The organism is Curtobacterium sp. S6 (assembly GCF_000710345.2).
GTDB lineage: Bacteria > Actinomycetota > Actinomycetes > Actinomycetales > Micrococcaceae > Rothia.
Genome location: NZ_JHEL01000015.1, coordinates 1,072,994 through 1,087,324, shown reverse-complemented (window position 1 = coordinate 1,087,324; position 14,331 = coordinate 1,072,994). Strand labels below are relative to the sequence as shown.

12 protein-coding genes are annotated in these 14,331 nt (G+C 69.9%); 3 read left to right on the top strand and 9 right to left on the bottom strand.

From position 1 onward, the window contains the following. Positions 1 to 33: 33 nt before the first annotated feature. Entirely contained in the window at positions 34 to 939 is a 906-nt protein-coding gene (locus CURSPS6_RS07155; protein ID WP_030015170.1) for an MBL fold metallo-hydrolase, read from the top strand. Positions 940 to 1,020: 81 nt separating this feature from the next. Here the strand turns inward: CURSPS6_RS07155 and CURSPS6_RS07150 are convergent, their stop codons facing one another. Then, a complete protein-coding gene (locus tag CURSPS6_RS07150) occupies positions 1,021 to 1,962 on the bottom strand; it encodes a phosphatase PAP2 family protein (RefSeq protein ID WP_160319778.1) in 942 nt (313 codons plus the stop codon). A 153-nt stretch (positions 1,963 to 2,115) separates the two neighbouring features. Here CURSPS6_RS07150 and CURSPS6_RS07145 point away from each other — a divergent pair, with 153 nt between their 5' ends. Continuing rightward, positions 2,116 to 3,129, top strand: a complete 1,014-nt coding sequence (locus CURSPS6_RS07145; protein ID WP_030015168.1) for an o-succinylbenzoate synthase — start codon at positions 2,116 to 2,118, stop codon at positions 3,127 to 3,129. A gap of 78 nt (positions 3,130 to 3,207) precedes the next feature. Here the strand turns inward: CURSPS6_RS07145 and CURSPS6_RS07140 are convergent, their stop codons facing one another. From CURSPS6_RS07140 to CURSPS6_RS07110, 7 genes are read right to left on the bottom strand one after another with little or no spacing between them, the layout of a single operon-like run. Continuing rightward, positions 3,208 to 4,323: a pyridoxal-phosphate dependent enzyme gene (locus CURSPS6_RS07140; protein ID WP_235503689.1), complete on the bottom strand. Its 1,116-nt coding sequence runs from the start codon at positions 4,321 to 4,323 to the stop codon at positions 3,208 to 3,210. Further along, a complete protein-coding gene (locus CURSPS6_RS07135; protein WP_051687704.1) occupies positions 4,310 to 5,251 on the bottom strand; it encodes a hypothetical protein in 942 nt (313 codons plus the stop codon). The genes CURSPS6_RS07140 and CURSPS6_RS07135 overlap by 14 nt, the downstream gene beginning before the upstream one ends. Continuing rightward, a complete protein-coding gene (locus CURSPS6_RS07130) occupies positions 5,248 to 6,582 on the bottom strand; it encodes an MFS transporter (RefSeq protein WP_082470193.1) in 1,335 nt (444 codons plus the stop codon). Before CURSPS6_RS07130 ends, CURSPS6_RS07135 begins: the two co-directional genes overlap by 4 nt. Beyond that, entirely contained in the window at positions 6,575 to 7,429 is an 855-nt protein-coding gene (locus CURSPS6_RS07125; RefSeq protein ID WP_082470191.1) for a Rossmann-like domain-containing protein, read from the bottom strand. Before CURSPS6_RS07125 ends, CURSPS6_RS07130 begins: the two co-directional genes overlap by 8 nt. Then, entirely contained in the window at positions 7,426 to 8,457 is a 1,032-nt protein-coding gene (locus CURSPS6_RS07120) for an ABC transporter substrate-binding protein (protein WP_082470189.1), read from the bottom strand. The genes CURSPS6_RS07125 and CURSPS6_RS07120 overlap by 4 nt, the downstream gene beginning before the upstream one ends. After that, positions 8,454 to 9,254 carry an ABC transporter ATP-binding protein gene (locus CURSPS6_RS07115; protein WP_030015160.1) on the bottom strand — a complete coding sequence of 267 codons (801 nt, stop codon included), beginning with the start codon at positions 9,252 to 9,254 and terminating at the stop codon, positions 8,454 to 8,456. Before CURSPS6_RS07115 ends, CURSPS6_RS07120 begins: the two co-directional genes overlap by 4 nt. A gap of 5 nt (positions 9,255 to 9,259) precedes the next feature. Next, positions 9,260 to 10,321, bottom strand: coding sequence for a FecCD family ABC transporter permease (locus tag CURSPS6_RS07110; protein ID WP_030015159.1), 1,062 nt, complete (start codon positions 10,319 to 10,321; stop codon positions 9,260 to 9,262). Positions 10,322 to 10,399: 78 nt separating this feature from the next. Between CURSPS6_RS07110 and menD the strand changes: the two genes are divergently transcribed. Next, complete coding sequence (menD, locus tag CURSPS6_RS07105; RefSeq protein WP_051687703.1) at positions 10,400 to 12,181, top strand: 2-succinyl-5-enolpyruvyl-6-hydroxy-3-cyclohexene-1-carboxylic-acid synthase; 1,782 nt, start codon at positions 10,400 to 10,402, stop codon at positions 12,179 to 12,181. 120 nt (positions 12,182 to 12,301) lie between these two features. On the opposite strand, the gene CURSPS6_RS07100 is transcribed toward menD, so the two are convergent. After that, on the bottom strand, positions 12,302 to 14,281 hold the full coding sequence (locus tag CURSPS6_RS07100; protein ID WP_082470187.1) for a phospholipase C: 1,980 nt from the start codon (positions 14,279 to 14,281) through the stop codon (positions 12,302 to 12,304). Positions 14,282 to 14,331: the final 50 nt, after the last annotated feature.

Genomic DNA, 14,331 nt, shown 5'->3' with positions numbered 1-14,331 from the left:
CACGCATCAGCGCTGATCAAGTACCGTAGGCATATGGCTCGTACACAAGAAATTGCCGACGGTATCTACGTCATCACCACGGATGACTACCGTTTGAACACCGGTCTAATCGTGGGCGGCGAGAAGGCCATGGTCATCGACACCGGCGCCGGCCCACGTCAGGGCGCCGAAATTTTCCGCGCCGCGCGCCGGCTGACCGACCTGCCTTTCGTGGTCGTCAATACCCATGCTCACTACGACCACATCTTCGGCAACGCGGTCTTCGCGGCCGACGGCGTCACGGACTTTTGGGCCCACCCGAATGCCGAGAGGGCCATGGAACGGTACGCGGATCGGCAGCGGGGATTCGTCGAGACCCTGGAACCGGAGATGGCCCACCACCAGGGCCCGAACACCGACATCATCCTTCCCACCCGGTTGCTCCCGGGCGACGGCGGCCGCGCCTCCTTCACCCGCGTGGACCTGGGGGACCGTGCGGTCACCCTGTTCTATTTGGGGTTGGGCCATACGGATAACGACGTGCTCGCCGGCGTCGACGAGGTGCTCTTCACCGGGGACATCGTCGAGCAGGGCTCGGACCCGGCGTTCGACGATTCCTTCCCCGAGGTGTGGGTGCAGACCCTCGCGACGGTCGCCGGCCTGGACCGTTACCACGTCTTCGTTCCCGGTCACGGGACCCCCGTGGAGCGGACCTTCGTGCAGCGTCAATCCGAGACCATGAGGGTGGCGATCGACCGGATCGCCGCCTCGACGGCCAATCCCGACGCCGGCCCCACGACCGCGGCGATGTACAAGCTTCCGTACGACGCCGGGGTGACCCGCATACTCCTGGATCGCCTCGCGTGGCTCGAGGAAAAGGGCATCACCGGTCAGGACTACACGGCCGACGAGGCACCCTCCGGCGTTACCGGGCCCATCACCACGGGCGAGCACGCGTAGGCGAGGAGCCCGGGCACGAGGGTTTTCGGCCCTAACGGCGCGGCGGGCCCTGAGGCCAACGCGCCCGCCCGGGTCGGGAGGTTAGTAGGTCCACACTTTGGTATAGGGCCGCTCGGCGAGGGGCTGCTTGCGTCGCAACAGCCACACGAGCAGCGCGGTATTGAGCATCCCGACCGCCAGGATGAGGCACAGGCTTCCGAGCAGGGCCGCCCCCGTGAAGTGCTGAGTAGCGGAGATCATGTAGGTCGCGACCGCGCAAAATCCGAGGAAGAGCCCCGTGATGACCATCAGAGGGATGATGAGCATCCCGGTGTGGCGGGTGCTCGAGGTGTCGTGATCCTCGGCCGGAACGAAGCGGAGAATCAGCAGGCCGAGGGCGGTCCAGCCGCCGACCACGAACAGCGCGGCGACGACGTCGGCCGGGCGGTGCCACTCGTTGATGACGGTCGCGACCCCGGTCATGACGCTGAAGAGGAACATCACGAGGGACAGGAACGGGCGCCATTTCTTGGGGGCCGCCAGGAACAGCGCGGCGCCCGCCGCCGCGGCGAACGTGGTGTGGCCGGAGGGCAACGAATTGATGGTCGCCTCTTGGACGCCCAGGTTGGGCTTGTTCAAGATCGCCGACTTGAGAATCTGCGTGGTGCCGTTGGCCCCGGCGGCGACGAGCAACCCGATCAACGCCGGCGCGAAACGATGGCGCCGGACCAGCACGAACACGATGCCGACGAGCGCCAGAACGCCGGAAATGGCCGGCAGGGCGTTGAGCAAGCTCACCGAGGGCTGGCTGTAGCGCCGAAGATTGTTACTGACCTCGGATAAGGCGGTCTGGTCGATCCACTGACCGGAGTAGCTGTCCAGAAAGGCCCATATGGTGGCCCACAGGCCCGCGACCATCAGAGCGATCACGATGAGGTGTTTGACGACGACTTTGGTGGTGGGCAACTGGTAGGCGCCTCTCCGCGACGAGGACCAGTCGCGGTGGGGATCCTGCCCGACCTCGCGGGTCGGTTCTGTGGTCATGCGCCTCGGGCCCCCCTTAAAATCCTCGTCGGTACGCTTCTCACGTCCGAGCATGCCAGCGTGACCTGCCCGTTTCTCGGAATTTTCCTGAATATTCCCTGGTGGCGAATCGTGAGATTCGTTTCCTCCGTTCGATCGGTGCACAGTGAGTACATGAGCTCAATCGTGACCCCCACGCTGGAACAGTTGCTGGATACGGCCGTCGTGGTTTCCGTTCCCTTGAATGTCCGATTCCGCGGGGTGACCCACCGCGAAGCCCTGCTGTTCCGCGGGCCCGAGGGATGGGGCGAATTTTGCCCCTTCCTGGAGTACGAGCCCCTCGAGGCCGCCCGCTGGCTGGCCTGCGCCATCGAGTCGGCCTGGCAACCGTATCCCCCCGCGGTGCGGGAGCGCATCCCGGTCAACGCGACGGTGCCCGCGGTGGGCCCCGACCGCGTGCCGGAGGTGCTCGCGCGCTCGCGCGGCGAGGTACGCGAGGTGAAGATCAAGGTCGCCGAGCCCGGGCAGAGCCTCGAGGAGGATCTCGCCCGGATTGCGGCGGTCCGGCGGGCCGCCCCGGGGGCTGTGGTCAAGATGGACGCCAACGGCGGCTGGGGGCACGAGGCCGCCCTCGACGCGCTGCGCGCCTTCGCGGAATTCTCTCCCGCCTACGTGGAACAGCCGGTTCCCACGATCGCCGGCCTGGCGCGCCTGCGTGAGGCCGTAGAACGGGAAGGACTCGGCGTGCCGATCGCCGCCGACGAATCGGTGCGCAAGGAGTCGGACCCCCTGCGGGTCGCGGCCGAGGGCGCGGCGGACCTCATCGTGGTGAAGGCGGCCCCGCTCGGCGGCCCCCACCATGCCTTGAGCATCATCCGGGAATCGGGGTTGCCGGCGGTGGTCAGCTCGGCCCTGGAGACCTCGGTGGGCATGAGCGCCGGGCTCGCGCTCGCCGCCGCCCTACCGGCGCTCGATCACGGATGCGGGCTGGGCACCGCGTCGTTGTTGGCCGGAGACCTCGTGGCCGAGCCCTTGATCCCCGAGGACGGGTTCCTGTCGGCCGGGCGGGTCGATCCCGATCCAGGCCGCCTCGAGGAATGGGCGGTCGGCGGTTCCCGGCGCGACGCGTGGCTGGAGCGGCTGCGGGCCTGCCACGCGGAACTCGACGGGACTCCGACGAACGCCTAAGCCACGATCCCGGCCCTCGAGGCCGCGGTGGGGTGGCCGACCGAGCCGGTCGGCAAGGCCCGGTCGACCCCGGGGGGGTCACCCTGGACCCGGGCTTGCGCCGTGCGAGGGCTCTTGGGGGATTCGCCCGCCCCACCGCACCGAGGACCACGGCAGACGGGGCGTCTGACCGCGCTCGTCGAGCCGGTGCGGCGCGAAGACCGAGACGTGCGGGACCGATTCCGTCGCGGTAAAGACCGGGTCGAGATAGCGGTGGCCGGTATCGGGACAGAGCATCAGGACGGCCCCCGGGGCGGGGCGGCATCCGGCCGGTTCCTCGGGCCCGCGGCTCAGGGCGTCCCGCGCGACCGCGTAGGCCGCACCCGAGCTGAGGCCGGCGAAGAGCGCGTGGTCGCGGCAGAGGGACACGGCACCGGCGCGGCCCACGCGGTAGGAGACCCAATGGATCTCCTCGTAGAGGTCGTGGTGCACGTTCTCGAACGTGATGGAGCTGCCGATACCGGCGATGAGCATGTCCGGGTCGTCGACCCGTTCGGAGCCGAAGGTCACCGACCCGAAGGGCTGGACCCCCGTGAGCGCGGCCGACAGGCCCGCCTCGGTCAGTCCCGTCGCGATGGCGGCGCTCGAAACCCCCGAACCGACCGGGGCCACGAGGTTGACGTGCCGGGAGCCCGCCCGCGCCAAGAGGCGGCCCACGCTCCGGGCCAGGGGGCGGTATCCGAGGCGGTGAACCGCGTCGTGGTACTGGCGCATCCAGTGCCACTCGGGATGGCGTGACAGGAGCTGGTGCACGCGGGCAACGCGGCGGTCCTGATCGGCCCGGAGGGAGTCCGAAGGCGGCATCTGCTCCAGCTCGGCGCCCATCATGGCCAGTTGGGCGCGCAATACCGGGTCGATCGTCGTGGACCCGATGATGTAACACTTCAGGCCGAACTCGTGGCAGGCCATCGCCAAGGCGCACGCGTAGATGCCGCTCGAGGAGTCGATTACGGTCCCTCCGGGGGCGATGCGGCCCTCGGCCAGGAGGCGTTCGAGGGCCGCGCGCGCCGATCTGGCCTTCATGACCTCGAAACGCAGGGCGTAGAGGCCCGGTTCGAGTCGGATCAGGTCCGGGGCGCCGAGGGCCTGGCCCGCGTGCGTCGCGATGGCAGCGGGGAGGTCGGTCTGGGAGGTCACGGATTCAGAGGGGGACACGGTGTGATTCCGATCTTTTCTCGAGGGTGGGGGTGAATCCCGCGCGGCTCAGGGCCGCTCGAGTCCGGGAGATCTTTCGGGCGACGTCGGGCTCCCGCTCGTCGAGCAGGACGCCACAGACGGTGCCGCTGTGCGCGATCTGCACCCCGACGCCGCCGACCGCCCGGCAGATCTCGACGACGTGATCGAGACCGGGGCGGTGGACGCGGCGCTGGTGGATCTCGGCCGAGCGCGTGGCGACGCGTCCGAGCAGCCGCGGGTCGGCCCGCACGACGGCGGCATTCAGGAGCCCGCCCAGGCGGGCGAACTCGCGTTGCTCCGACGGCGTGTAGGGCTCCAGCTCGATGGCCAGGGTGTCGACCGGCTCTCCCGGGAGCCGGCATCCCACCAGGGCGACGGGCGGAAACGGGCGGCTCCAGCGCCGGAGCAGGCGCGCGTGGCGCTGGGCGAACAGCACGGGGGTCTCGTCGTAGGCCAGGGGATCCGAGGCGGCTTCGGCGCGGACCGCCACGTCGCTGATCTCCCACCGCGAGAGGGTCACGCCGCAGCCGGCGCAGACGGCCCGGACCGTCGCGATCACGTCGGAGGTCGAGGAGCCCATGCCCCAGCCGCGGTCGTCGTGACCCGAGATCTCGACGACGCCGCCGGCCGGGTGGTTGCCGCCGCGGTCTCGGCAGGCCTCCAGCGCCAGAGCCGCGGCCCGGGCCGACTTCGGCCGGTCACCGGGGACGTGAATCCCGTCCCCGTCGGCCGGGCGAAAGATCGCGTGGGTCCGCAGCTCGGGGACCGGCACCGTGACCAGGCCGGGCACGTGGGTGCCGCTCGCCGCATCCCAGAAGCAACCCTGCAGGAATTCGCCGTGGTGCCGGATGCAGCTGCCGTGTCCGACGCGGAAGCCGCCGACCGCGGCGCCGGTCCTGGCGCTCACGACGAGCCCTCGCCCGAGGAGTGAGGATCCGCCGCGTCCGCCCCTGGGGAGCTGCCGGCTTCCGCCGATCGATCCGCGCGGCGCAGGCCCACGGCGGCGACGAAGGCGGCACCACCGGCCACCGCCGTGACGGCGGCCAGCAGAAGGCCCACCCCCGCCCATCCGCCCACGGCGAGCCCCAGACCGGCGACGGAGGCCCCGATGCAGACGCCCAGGCTCTGACCCGCGCCGTTGAGCCCCAGGACCGTGCCGCGCCGACCGGCCGACTGGCCGACCAACAGTACGGTCACGCTGGCGGCCAGGACGGCGTGCGACGCGCCGAGGACCGCCGTCGCGGCCAAGGCCCACGGCGCGGTGGGTGCCAGGAAGAGGCCGCCCACGGCGAGCGTTCCCACGAGGGCCGCGGCGCACCCCACGAGGGCCGTCCGCCACGGCGCGTTCACCCGGCGGAGCGCCCTGCCCCCGAACCAGTTCCCCAGGAAAAAGGCGCTCCCGGACAAGGTCCAGACCAGGGAAAATACCCCCGGTCCCAGGGCAAACCGATCGTGATAGAACACGGCCAGGTACGCCAGCTGGCCCATGAACGCCGAGGTCCTGGCCGTCGAGGCGATCAGCATCGGGACGACTCCCCGCAGCGCGGCCGCCGCTTTCCAGGAGGCCGCGTAGCCCCGAGGGACGGACGGGGCCCCGGTACCCGAGGCCGAGCCGGGCGGGGGCGTCGTCGTGATCAACGGGCTCGTCATGAGCGCCGCGAGCGCGAGGCACAGGACGGCGGTGGCCACGAAGTCCCCCTGCCACCCCCAATAGATCGCCGGACCCGCCAGAAGAGGGGCCGAGAGCACGGCCGTGAGCGTCATGACGGAGGAGACCTGCGTTGCGGCCCGGCCCGAGGCGGCGTCGTCCTCGAACAGGTCCGCGGCCAGGGCCGCGGCGGCGGGATTCAACACCGCGGTCGCGCCCCCGACCACGAGGCAGAACAGGACCCACGCCCACGCCGTCGCGATCAGCCCCACGAGGCAGGCGAGCGCCAGGACCGCGAGCGCCGCCGCCACCGCGGCGCGCCGGGAGATGCGGTCCAGGAGCGGGGCGCAGGCGAAGCCGACGATGAGCGCCGCGACGCCGCCGGCCCCGCGCAGGGCCCCCATCAGCGCCGCGGACGCCCCGGAGACCTCGGTGATCTCCACCAGAAAGTTCGAGTAGATCGTGAAGGGGACCAGCCCCAACGCGCAGGCCGTCCACAGGGGCCACACGGTCGCCGCGATCCGGCGGTCCGAGGGGGCCTGCGGATCGGCGCACGCCGACGCCGTCGTGGCACCGGAGGCGCTAGACATGCCCGACCACCTCGTCTCCGGGGTGCCGATACACGTACAGGGGCGATGCGTCGGCGCTGAACTGGGAGAACGGGAAATGTTCGGCGCTCACGGCGGAGACGCCGCGCCCCAGATACTCCCGGGCCACGGCGGCACCGGATTGGGCGTAGATCGCGAGCGGGATGCGACGGTCGAGGCAGCGCCGGCGCAGGGGGTCGAACGTCCCGTTGCCGAGGGTCATTCCGGTGGCGATCACGGCGTCGGCCCGGTCGATCACGCGCGTCATGTCCCGTTCCACGGGGTCGCCCCACTGGGTTTCGGTCATCGACAGATCGCACGGCAGCGGCGTGGCCCCGCGCGCCCGGATGGCCTCGACCAGGGGGTTGACCACGCCGATCAGGCCCACACGCATCCCGGGTCGCAGATCCAGCAGGCCGGCGATCTCCCGATCGCGGGCCACCGCGCGCTCGCGGGGCGTGCCCGCGGGAAGGGTCACGACCCGCGCGCGGGGATCCGCCCGGTGCGGCGAGGTGGCGCCCAGCCAGGCGTCCAGGGCGGCGGTCCGCAGCGGCATCGACCGGTGGGCCAGCAGTTCGCGGACCGGACGTCCCGACATCTCCGCGATCTCCGGGCCGAGCTCGCCGTCGTCGAACGAGCAGGCGCCGAAGGCCGTGCCCACCCGGACGAGCACGTAGCGGTTCCGGTAGAGCGCGCTCTCCGGGGTCAGCCGCGTTCCGTGCTGGACCCAGAAGACGCTGTTGGCCACGGTGGGCGCCCGACCGTCGTCCTCGGCGGAGCGTTCGTGCCGCAACACCGATGCGAGCAGGTCGTCGATGGTCGAGTCGTCATGAAGGGGCATCACGCTCATCGCAGCCCCCTGGCCTTGAGGTATTCCCCGAGCTTCTCGGCGGCCTCGATGTTGCGCGGGCTGGAGATGGCCTCGCCGTAATCCATGACGTAGATGTTCCCGTCCCGGACCGCCGGGGAATCCTTGAGCGGGGACTGCGTCGTGAGGTAGTCGATCTTCTCTTCGACGGGCTGCTTGTTGTAATCCACGACGACGATCGCCCGCGGCTCGGACTTCACGACCGGCTCCCAGCCGACGGTGTCCCAGCGGGCGTCGACGTCGCCGGTCACCGAGGTGGCGCCGGCGAGGTCGACGATCGACGTCATCGCGGTGCGTCGACCGGCGGTGTAGGGCTCGGTGGTTCCCGAGTCGTACACGAACACATTGCTCGGCGTGTGGGGACGTGGGGCCTCCCGCAGGGCCTTCTGTCGTTCACGCAGATCACCCACGAGATGCTCGGCTCGGTCCTCGACCCCGAAGATCTGCCCCAGGTCCGTCAGGTCGTGGTAGGTGGCCTCCAGGGGGTCCGTGTCCGCGGAACCTTCCCCGTAGTTGAAGCAGGTCTCGTTCTGCATGTACGAATTGATGCCGACCTTCTGCAGCGAATCCGGGGTCACGCCGCGCTCTTCGCTGAAGCCGGCCTGCCACCCGGCGAAGACCCAGTCCGCCTTGGCGGCCACCACGGCCTCCTGACCCAGGACGGTATCCGATATGGTCTCCGTCTTGGCGTAGTCGTCACGGTACGGGGACTTGTCGATCACCGACGAGACGGTCTTGGGCAACACGATCCCGCGCATCGAATCGGCCAGGCCGAGGGAGAACATCTTTTCGATGGCCGAGACGTCGTAGGCGACCGGCCGCTGAGGGGTGGGGTACGAGGTCGTCCGCCCGCAGTTCGTGATCGACGTCCGGTGCTGGTGCGAGTCCTCCGAGGCGACGTTCGCCCCGCAGCCGCTGACCAGCAGCAGGCCGACGACGCTCACGGCGGTCAGGGATGCCGTCCGGGACAACCGACGTCTCGGGGTGGCGGGGGAAATGGTGCGATTCATGAATCCTCCTGGGTTTGGGTGAGGGGAAAGAAAAGGTGTGGGGCGCCGGTGTCCGGCCGGCGCGCGAGGGTCGGACGGACGCCGTAGACGGTCTCGACGATCCCGGGGTCGAGGGATTCCTCGGGGGCCCCGTCGGCGACGACGGCTCCCTCGGACATCACCACGACGCGATCGCAGAGCCCGGCGGCGAGGTTGAGATCGTGCAGAGCCAGCACGGCGGCCGGGGGATCGGGCGAAGGGCTTTCGTGGACGTACCGCCGCACCTCGGCGGACAGATCGAGTTGATGGCGCAAGTCGAGGTGGTTCGTCGGCTCGTCCAGCAGCAAATAGCGGGCCCGCTGCGCGAAGGCCCGGGCCACGAGGGTGCGCTGGCGCTCGCCGCCCGAGAGGCCGAGGACGCTGCGATCCGCGTGCCCGCTCATGCCGGTGCGCTCCAGGGCCCGTCGGACCGCCCGCTCGATCTGATCGGGTGCGGCGTCGGTGCCCGCCGTGGCGCCCAGGGCCACGACCTCGGCGACCGTGAAGTCCAGTTCCGTCCTCTCTTCCTGAGGCAGCGCGGCGACCAGTTTCGCCGAATCGCCGAAGCTCAGCTCCGCGAGGCTCCGGCCGTCGATCACGATGGTCCCGGATCGCGGGCGCGCGGCCCGGTACAGGGATCGCAGCAGCGTGGACTTACCGCATCCATTAGGCCCGACGAGGCCGACCACGGTTCCGGGGCGAATCGACAGCGTCAGTCCGTCGATCACCTCGCGGCCCGCCACGGGAACGGACAATCGGTTCAGGTGTACTCCGGGCATCGCGGTCATCGGGAACCCCCGAAGACGTATCCGCGGCGCCGCAAGAGCACGATGAAGACCGGGACCCCGAAGAGGGCGGTCACGACGCCCAGGGGCAGTTCCCTCGGCGGCGTCGCGACGCGGCTGATCAGATCCACCCAGACCATGAAGATCGCGCCGAGCAGGGGTGCGATGACGGTCGCGGCGCGGTGGGCGGGACCAAACGCGATGCGGGTCAGGTGGGGGATCACCAGGCCCACGAACCCGATGGTTCCCGCGACGGAGACGAGCGTCGAGGTGCCGATGACCGTCACCAGGAACAGGCGTCGGCGCAGGGCCTGAGGGTCCACTCCGAGCGACGCCGCGGAACCGTCGCCCATCGACGCGATGTCCAGGTCACGGGCGCGCATCCGCAGGTACAGCACGCAACCGATCGTGACCACGGCGGCCAGGGGGAGCTGCTGCCACGAGGCGCCGCCGAGAGATCCCAGCATCCAGAACATCACCGACCGGGCGGCGTCGCCCCGGGACGCGAAGAAGACGATGGCGGACATCAGCGCCTGGAACCCGAAGGACAGCACGACGCCGGTCAGGATCAGCCGGACGGGGGCCACGCCGCTGGGCGTCCGGGACAGCGCGTACACCACGACCGATGCGAGGAGTGCGCCGGCGAAAGCGGCCGTCGAGAGGGCGTATACCCCCAGGGACGCGAATAGGCCCCAGGAGACGACCGCGCTGGCCCCGACCGAGGCGCCCGAGGAGATGCCCAGGATGAAGGGGTCGGCCAGGGGGTTGCGCACCATGGCCTGCGCCGCGATCCCGAGCGCGCTGAGCCCGGCGCCCACGAGCCCGGCCAGCAGGACGCGGGGCGTGCGGATGTCGACGACCACGGTGTAGTCGGTCATCTCATCGGCGGCGATGGTTCCGCCGGTCAGCCCGGCCCAGAGATGGGAAAAGGTCTGGGTTAGGGGGAAGGGGGCGGCGCCCCAGGAGATCGCGGCCAGGATCGAGGCGGCGAGGAGCACCGTCAGGAGCGTCGCGAGGGCCGCGAGGCGGCCGGGTGTGAATCGTGCGAGAGTCGAGGTCATGATTGGTTAATGATAATGATTCTCAATAAAAAATAAAGTCGAAACGCCGACGTCGGGTTTGCCCATCCCGGGCGTAAAATGGCCCGGGTGACCTCAGCAGATGCTTCCCCCGACGCTTTCCTCACCGCGGTGTCCGTTCTGGACTCGCTCATCCGTTCCGGCATGCGTCACGTGGTGGTGGCCCCCGGCTCCCGCTCCGCTCCGCTGACGTACGCGCTCGCCGCGGCGGACGAGGCGGGCGTCCTCGACGTCCACGTGCGGATCGACGAGCGGTCGGCGGCCTTCACCGCTCTCGGGATGGCCGCCTCGAGCGGAAGCCCGGTCGGCGTGGTGACCACCTCCGGCACGGCCGTGGGGGAGCTGATGCCCGCCGTGATGGAGGCGAATCACTCCGAAGTGCCGTTGGCGGTGATCTCGGCGGATCGCCCGCCCCGGCTCCGCGGCACCGGGGCCAACCAGACCACGTGGCAGGCGGATCTCTACGGCGTGCACGTGCGAGCCGCCGCGGACCTCACCGCCTACCCGGAGGACGTGGCCGGTCAGCAGACCGCGGCCTTCACCGAATGCCTGGCGGCCCTGACCGGCCGGGACCCCCGGGATTGGGGATCCGCGGCGGCGCGCCCGATCGGACCCGTGCAGATCAATGTCTCCTTCGACGACCCGCTGACCCCGGACCCGCGGATGCGCCAAACCCTCCGCGCGTGGGCGGATACGTTACGCGATCTCGAGGTTGCCCCGGCCCCGAAGATCGTCGACCGTAGCGCGGCCGTGGCCCTCGAACCCGCGGGGGCGGGCGCGCCGGCCACGCGGGCCGTCGTCGTGGCGGGGGACGGCGCGGGCCTCATCGCGCGTCGGTTTGCCGAAGCCACCGGAGCGCCCTTGCTGGCCGAACCCTCCTCGGGGGCCCGCGCCGGCTCCCACGCGATCGGGGCCTATCAACTGATACTCGGCGGAGGGCTGGCCCGCGAGATCGAGACGGTCATTCTTTTCGGACGGCCCACGCTCTCGCGACCCGTGCAGCAATTATTGGCCCGTCCGGACGTCGCGTCGGTCCTGTACCTTCCGCGCCCGATCGCCTGGGCGAATCCCGACCGGCGTTCAGAGCGCGTCGTGACGAGCCTGCGCGAGGCGCGCGACGTCGTCGGTCGGTGCGAGCCCTCCTGGCTGCAACGGTGGCGCGAGGCCGACGCCGCCGTGAGCGCCGGGCTGGGCCGCGTGATCGCAGGGGACGAGGAGACTCACGGGGTCCCGAGCGGACCCGGGGTCGCCCGAACCGTCGCGGAAGCCTCCGGCCAGGACGGCGTGACCCTGGTCGCGGGGTCCTCGAACCTGATTCGTGATCTGGACATCGCCCCCGCGCCGAAACCCGGGGACGGAGAGTACGAGGTGCTCGCCAACCGCGGCCTGGCCGGGATCGACGGCACGATCGCGACCGCCTCCGGGGTCAGCCTGGCCCGCGGGAAGCCCGTGCGCGCGCTCGTCGGGGATCTCACGTTCCTGCACGACGCCGGATCGTTGCTCATCGGCCCGACCGAACGGATGCCGAACCTGCAGATCGTGGTGTTCAACGACACCGGCGGCGGAATCTTCTCGACGCTGGAGCACGGTCACGTCGCCCGCGACGACGACTGGGCGGACCCCGTGGAACGATTCTTCGGCACGCCCCACGCCGTGACGATCGAAAGCCTGGTCACCGCCCACGGCCACGATTTCCGCCGGGTGCGAGACCTCGGCGAACTGCGCGAGGCCCTCGGTGAACCCATCCGGGGGATCGGGGTGATCGAGGTCCTCGGTACCCGCGACGGCCTCTCCGAGGATCGGGAGCGGTGGAAGGACCTGGCGCGCGAGGCCGGCGCGTAGCCGGGCCGGCCTCGGTCGGGGGCTCTCCGACCGCGGCGGACCGCCCCGGATGCGCAGGAGCCCCCTGAGGCGAACATCGTCCCAGGGGGCTCCTGTGGTCTCGGCCTCACGGCCCACGAATTACCGGTCCTGCCCCCGCGACCTGCGGGAGGCAACGAACAGCCCGAAGCCGATCACCAGCAGGATCAGGCCCAGACCGATCGGGATGCCGATCTTGGCTCCGGTCGAGGCGAGCCCGTCGTCGTTCTGCTGGCCCCCGGCCTGATCGCCCGAGGCCGAGGCGGAGGGGTCCTCCCCGGAGATCTCGCCGGAGCCCGGGTTATTCCCGGTGCCCGTTCCGTTGCCCGAGTCGCGATCGTCCGGGGTTACCCCGGTGCCGGCGCCGTTCGACGCCTCATCGCCCGGTGTCGCGGAATCGCTCGGGGAAGGGCTCTGGCTCGCCGGCGGATCCTTGGACACGACCGTGCCGTTGGATTCGTCCAGGGCCAGCGGCGTCGTATTCGGCGCCCTCTGGAAGTCGAACATCGAGGTCAGGGGGTTAGCCTTCTCATCCAGCGAGTGGTCGCCCACCCGGCCGAGGCCCCAGTTGTCTTCGATGAAGCGCAACACCGAGGTCTGGTCCGTCTGCGTGTGATCCACGTAGTTGGTTTTCGAGTAGGGGGAGATCACGAGCAGCGGCTGCCGGGTTCCCGGGCCGCAGCGATCCTTGTAGCCGCCGGAGATGTCGACGCCCTTCTCGGCCGCGTCCGTGCAGATGGCCTGGTCCCCCTTGGGGGAGGTGTCGTTGGACGCGTTGGTGATCTGCGCTGCGACGTGGTCGTACCAGCCGTCCGAGTCGTCATAGGCCACCACGACGGCGGTGTTCTTCCAGTTCTTGGACTGCTGGATCTGGTTGATCTGGTGCGTCAGGAAGTGCTGTTCGTCCACGGGGTCCGAGTAGGAGGCGTGACCGTCCTGGTACTCGCCGGCCTTGAGGAACGAGACGGCGGGCATGTTGTCCGAGTTCACGACCTTGTCGAAGTCGGTCAGGTCGTAGTTGTGATTGGCCTGCCCGTTGTGGCCGATCTCGGCGTCGTTCGCCGGGGCGGTGTGGTGCTCGTTGGCCGTGGACTTGTAGTAGGCGAACGGATTGTGGTGGGGCGAGTAGTCGATGGACTCCTGGCCCGCGACGTTGGCGTGCTTCGCCTGGCACTGCGCGGCGGTATCCCCGCTGGCCTCGGTGGTGGGGCGGAAGCCGCCCTGGAACCAGCCCCAGCTCTGACCGGCGCCGTTGAGCATGTCCCCGACGTTGCGGCCGGACAGCGAGGCCAGGTTATTGGAGGCTTTCCCGGAGTTATTCGAGCAGTCGTCGTACAGCGGATCCGGGTCGTTAATCACGGTGCCGACGCCGTTCTCGTCCGGGCTCTGGATCGCGTAGGGATCCGGCGTGGCCGTCTTGTCGCCGGTCTTCGGGTCGTGCGACGTGACGCCGTGCGTGTTGCCCGAGATCAGGTTCAAGGCGCCGGGCGTCGAGGGGCCGAAATTGGCCGAGTAGGAGTTATCGCTCATCGAGTAGTTCTGGGCGTAATTCCACAGGGCGGTGACGGTGTTGCCGTCGTAGTAGCCCATGGTCTCGCCGTTGGCCTCGTACATCGAGGATCCCGCCGAGGCGCACTTATCTTTGGACACCGACTGGACGAATTGGTCCATCGCGCCGCCATTGTAGGCCTGTTGCTCCGCGCCATAGTTATGGTTCTGGTCGCACGTGACGGCCTGCTCCGGGGTGAAGCGGAAGGGCTTGACGGAATTGGGGTTCTGCTCGCCGTCCAGGTGGTCCTGGGAGAGGGTCTTGACGTCCGTGGGCGTGTCTTTGGCGGCCGTGAACTGTCCCGCGGCGCCCCCACCCTGGAGCTGCTCGTCCGGGGTGTTGGCCGCATTCGGGTAGGTGCCGAAGTAATGGTCGAAGGAGATGTTCTCGTCGAAGATCACGACGACGTGTTGGATGGGAGTCGCGGTCTGATCGTCGGCCGATGCCGGTGTCAGGCCGGCGATCGATGTGCCGGCCGCCAAGGTCAAGGCCGCGGACAGCCCCAGTGCTGAGCGCAGAGATCGTGTGCGCATGGTGTTCCCCTCGTGGGTTCTGTGGTGAGTGATGGTTGGTGTGTGAAGGG

Bases quoted from the DNA above. Each gene is read 5' to 3' on its own strand.
- CURSPS6_RS07155 (WP_030015170.1), top strand. From the start codon at position 34: ATGGCTCGTACACAAGAAATTGCCGACGGTATCTACGTCATCACCACG.
- CURSPS6_RS07150 (WP_160319778.1), bottom strand. From the start codon at position 1,962: ATGACCACAGAACCGACCCGCGAGGTCGGGCAGGATCCCCACCGCGAC.
- CURSPS6_RS07145 (WP_030015168.1), top strand. From the start codon at position 2,116: ATGAGCTCAATCGTGACCCCCACGCTGGAACAGTTGCTGGATACGGCC.
- CURSPS6_RS07130 (WP_082470193.1), bottom strand. From the start codon at position 6,582: ATGTCTAGCGCCTCCGGTGCCACGACGGCGTCGGCGTGCGCCGATCCG.
- CURSPS6_RS07125 (WP_082470191.1), bottom strand. From the start codon at position 7,429: ATGAGCGTGATGCCCCTTCATGACGACTCGACCATCGACGACCTGCTC.
- CURSPS6_RS07120 (WP_082470189.1), bottom strand. From the start codon at position 8,457: ATGAATCGCACCATTTCCCCCGCCACCCCGAGACGTCGGTTGTCCCGG.
- CURSPS6_RS07115 (WP_030015160.1), bottom strand. From the start codon at position 9,254: ATGCCCGGAGTACACCTGAACCGATTGTCCGTTCCCGTGGCGGGCCGC.
- CURSPS6_RS07110 (WP_030015159.1), bottom strand. From the start codon at position 10,321: ATGACCTCGACTCTCGCACGATTCACACCCGGCCGCCTCGCGGCCCTC.
- menD (WP_051687703.1), top strand. From the start codon at position 10,400: ATGGCCCGGGTGACCTCAGCAGATGCTTCCCCCGACGCTTTCCTCACC.
- CURSPS6_RS07100 (WP_082470187.1), bottom strand. From the start codon at position 14,281: ATGCGCACACGATCTCTGCGCTCAGCACTGGGGCTGTCCGCGGCCTTG.